Genomic DNA, 3,653 nt, shown 5'->3' on the forward strand with positions numbered 1-3,653 from the left:
CGGCAACTTGGAAGCGGGAATCCGATCTCCTTCGCACCCACGGCGTGTTTACCGCGCTCCCCCGCCCGCTGCAGCCGGCCGGTCTGACCGAATACGACCGATCCGAATATGCAGGGTTACCAGTAAACCGTGATTATTGCATCAGATGCAGGATCGAGCCCGTCCGCCGCCCGAGTTGTCGTGCCGTCGACAAGCCGATGACCAAGGAGAACCGGCGCTCCGGTGCTGCTAACGGGAGCCCCGTTCCTTCTGCAACGGCTTGCCGGCCTCGCTGAATTCGCCGCGCTCCAGCACCGTCACGGCGCCGAGTTGCTTTAGGAACTGCTCTTCCGACGACTTTCCTGTCGCGGCAGCCACGTTGAACCCGGCCGCGGTCAATAACGCAATCGCGATGGAGCCGACACCGCCGGTCGCCCCGGTCACCAGGATCTCGCCCTGATCGGAAGACACCCCGTGCTGCAGCACGCGGCACGCAATGTGGAGCGGATTCTGCGTGCCGCGCGGGACGTCTACGCCGAGTTCGGGCCCGATGCACCTGTCGAGGCCGTCGCCCGTCATGCAGGAGTCGGTGAGCGAACGCTCTACCGCAGGTTTCCGACGAAGGCAGACCTCGTCCGGGCGGCTCTGGATCAAAGCGTTGCCGAGGATCTTACGCCGGCGATCGACGAGGCCCGCCGTGCCGAAGACCCGCTGCGCGGTCTTATTCAACTCACTGAAGCTGCGCTATCGCTGGGAGCCCGCAAACACCACCTGCTGACCGCCGCGCACCGCGCCGGGTCACTAACGTTCGACATCTCGGTTTCGCTCAACGAGGCCCTCGACGACCTTGTCCGTGAATGCCAGCGAGTCGGCCGCGTTCGGGCGGACCTGGTCGTCGACGACGTACCGCGCCTGATGGCGATGCTCTATAGCGTGCTGACGACGATGGATTCGGACACTGATGGTTGGCGACGTTACGTCGCCCTCATTCTCGACGCGATATCGATCGAAGAGGGACGACCGCTTCCCCCGGCGCCTCCTCTTCGCATTTCCGAACCCAGCAACTGGCGGGTGTAAGCGAGTCAGTTGATGGTCACTCCGGCGTCGACCTTGAACTGCAGTCCCGTCACCCATCTGGACTTATCGGAAATCAAAAACAGCACCGCGTTGCTGACATCGACCGGCTCCACGGCCGGCGTCGGCATCGCATTGACGAAGATGGGGATCAGGTCGGGCCGCTCCTCGCCCAGGGCGACGCCGAACGACGGGGGGATCATCCCGGTATGGCAACCCGTGGGAAGCACAGCATTGACACGCACGTTCTGGGCAGCCAGTTCGTTGGCCAACCCCAACGTCAGACCCACGACACCATACTTTGTGGCGGGGTAAGGCGTCTGTAGCGGAAAGCCTTTGATGGCGCCCGCAGAGCTGATGTTCACGAGACTGCCGCCGCCCTGCTCGAGCAAGTGCGGTATCGCGGCCGCGCACGTGTTCCACGTTCCGATGAGATTCACGTCGACCACCGTGCGCCACTGATCGAGAGTTGTCCTGTCCCATGGCGCCGACGTCAACACCCCGGCGTTGGCCACCGCACCGTCCAGCCCGCCAAGCTCGACGACGCTGTCATCGACCGCCCCGCGCAGCTCGGCCTCGTCGCGGACATCGACGACACGACTCACACAGCGGCCGCCGAACTCCGTCACCAGCCGCACCGTTTCTGCGAGGTCATCCTCGGTGGCCAAGGGATAGTCGATCTGCGTTAGGGATTGGCAGATGTCAACCAGGATCAGATCGGCCCCCTCCTCGGCAAGCCGCAGCGCGTGACTGCGGCCCATACCGCGAGCAGCACCGGTGATCAGCACGCGCTTCCCAGCAACGCGCCCCGCCGGTGATGCCGTCACCACACCAGCCCGCGCATCGTCGCGGACTGGGGAACATCCTCCACAGCGATCAGTCCCCGGGGCGCGCGGCACACCCAATCGATCGCGTTGACTACGCGACCCGCCGTCGAGATGCAGCCCGCGTCAGTGGAATCGAGAACCGGATGCGAAACGTGGGTGTTGATCTCCACCCGCGGTTCACCCTCCACGACAACCCGGTGCACGCCGGTGTGACCGTCGGGCGGGAACTCCCAGTCCGGCGCAGCCGCGGAGGTAAGCCTTGTCACGTGCTCGAGAGTGATCACCGGTTGGCCGTCGCGGACACCCTCGGTGGCGAACCGCACCGCGGCCATCTGCCCCGGCTGCACTGTCATCATGGTGCAGTCAATGCGCTCAGGGGTGAACCATCGTTCGCCGCGCTGGCGCACGTCGTCGAGTTTGATGTCGAGATTGTCCGCCAGACTGCGCACCTTACCACCCCACATCGACACGATTACCCCGGGCAGGAACAACATTGTCGGGTCATCCTCCGCCGTCGTTCCGAAAGCCATTGCGGCACCAGTGAACTCGGCATCATCGAAGTTTCCGTAGTCGAAGATCTCCTGAACGGTGATCGAAGAGACCCGGGTAGTCAGACTAACTGCAGAATGCACCAACGTATCGCCAGAAAAACCCGGGTCGATACCGTTGATGTAGAGCGAGGTGTTGCCAGCCTCACAGGCCTGCTCTAACGGCACCCGCAGCCAGTCGTCGGCATGGCGCGGGGTGACCAGCCAAACCATCGACGTGCCTACGACGTTGGTGCCCGCCGCCAGGAACTTGGCCATCTGAACGATCGCCTCCATCGGCCTCGACTCGCCTAGAGACGTATAGACCACGCAATCGGCGCCGAGACCCACCAGGGCGTCGACGTCGTCGGTGGCGATAATCCCGGTCGGCGCGTCCAGCCCACAGAGCTCCCCTGCATCCCGGCCGACCTTCTCAGCGCTAGAGGCATGTACGCCGACCAGTTCCAGGTCCGGTCGACCGATGATCGCTGTCAACGAATGCCGCCCCACGTTGCCGGTGGAGAATTGGATGACTCTGCGCATTGTTATCCTCATCGTTATTCCAATAGCTGCGGATTCGCTTTGGCACAGCCAAGCTGCTCAGTAGTCGGGTATCGGGAGCGGTGAATTGTTCGAGTCGATACCGCCATCAACGTGGAACGTCGCGTTGGTCGCATAACAGTCGCGCGTGCACAGATATACCGTCAGCCGCCCCAGATCCTCGACATCACCCAGGCGATGCAGCGGCGTGGTCTCTTGCATCTTCTCCAGTGACCCAGGCATCAAATCCAGGCTGCTCTGCAGACCGTCGGTGGCAAACGAGCCAAGTGCGATGGCGTTGACGCGAATCTTCGGCGCGGTTCTTGCGCCATCGCACGCGTGAGTGCTTCGAGCCCGCCCTTCGCCACGCAATAGGCGCTCAGCGCGCGAATGCCGAACCGGGCCGAACCCGACGAGATGTTGATGATGGAACCGTGTCCGGCACTGAGCATGTGCGGGGCCGCGAGCTGACTCATGATGAAAGCGGAGGTCACACACCAGTCGAACGTGTGCCGGAAATCTTCGTCGGTGATGTCCAGGAACCGCCCGACCGGAGAGAGCGGGCGCTGGCCCATTCTCCTACGCAGCCTCGGAAGTACTACAGAAACGAGTTCTCACTAGTAAGACCGCGTTCGGGGAATGTCCCGAGCGCGAAGGTCTCGGCGTTGCCCAGACCGGATCCTCCGCCGACGGGATCTTCCACATG

General features: G+C 63.3%; 4 protein-coding genes and 1 pseudogene. 1 reads left to right on the forward strand and 4 read right to left on the reverse strand.

The window, feature by feature from the left end:
• Positions 1–228: 228 nt before the first annotated feature.
• Complete coding sequence (locus ACLP9N_RS16340) at positions 229–465, reverse strand: hypothetical protein (protein WP_442408402.1); 237 nt, start codon at positions 463–465, stop codon at positions 229–231.
• Here ACLP9N_RS16340 and ACLP9N_RS16345 point away from each other — a divergent pair.
• On the forward strand, positions 436–1,056 hold the full coding sequence (locus ACLP9N_RS16345) for a TetR/AcrR family transcriptional regulator (RefSeq protein ID WP_442408405.1): 621 nt from the start codon (positions 436–438) through the stop codon (positions 1,054–1,056). The genes ACLP9N_RS16340 and ACLP9N_RS16345 overlap by 30 nt on opposite strands.
• A gap of 5 nt (positions 1,057–1,061) precedes the next feature.
• Here the strand turns inward: ACLP9N_RS16345 and ACLP9N_RS16350 are convergent, their stop codons facing one another.
• The 3 genes and pseudogenes from ACLP9N_RS16350 to ACLP9N_RS16360 form a co-directional block, all read right to left on the reverse strand.
• Positions 1,062–1,883: a mycofactocin-coupled SDR family oxidoreductase gene (locus ACLP9N_RS16350; RefSeq protein ID WP_442408403.1), complete on the reverse strand. Its 822-nt coding sequence runs from the start codon at positions 1,881–1,883 to the stop codon at positions 1,062–1,064.
• Positions 1,877–2,950, reverse strand: coding sequence for an NAD(P)H-dependent amine dehydrogenase family protein (locus ACLP9N_RS16355; protein ID WP_442408404.1), 1,074 nt, complete (start codon positions 2,948–2,950; stop codon positions 1,877–1,879). Before ACLP9N_RS16355 ends, ACLP9N_RS16350 begins: the two co-directional genes overlap by 7 nt.
• Before the next feature lie 57 nt (positions 2,951–3,007).
• A pseudogene (locus tag ACLP9N_RS16360) lies at positions 3,008–3,504 on the reverse strand (SDR family NAD(P)-dependent oxidoreductase); the annotation flags it as partial.
• Positions 3,505–3,653: the final 149 nt, after the last annotated feature.

It is taken from the genome of Mycobacterium sp. (assembly GCF_052144515.1).
GTDB lineage: Bacteria > Actinomycetota > Actinomycetes > Mycobacteriales > Mycobacteriaceae > Mycobacterium.

What these genes read in the sequence shown, in the direction of transcription:
- ACLP9N_RS16355 (WP_442408404.1), bottom strand. Translation starts at nt 2,950, where the DNA reads ATGCGCAGAGTCATCCAATTCTCCACCGGCAACGTGGGGCGGCATTCG.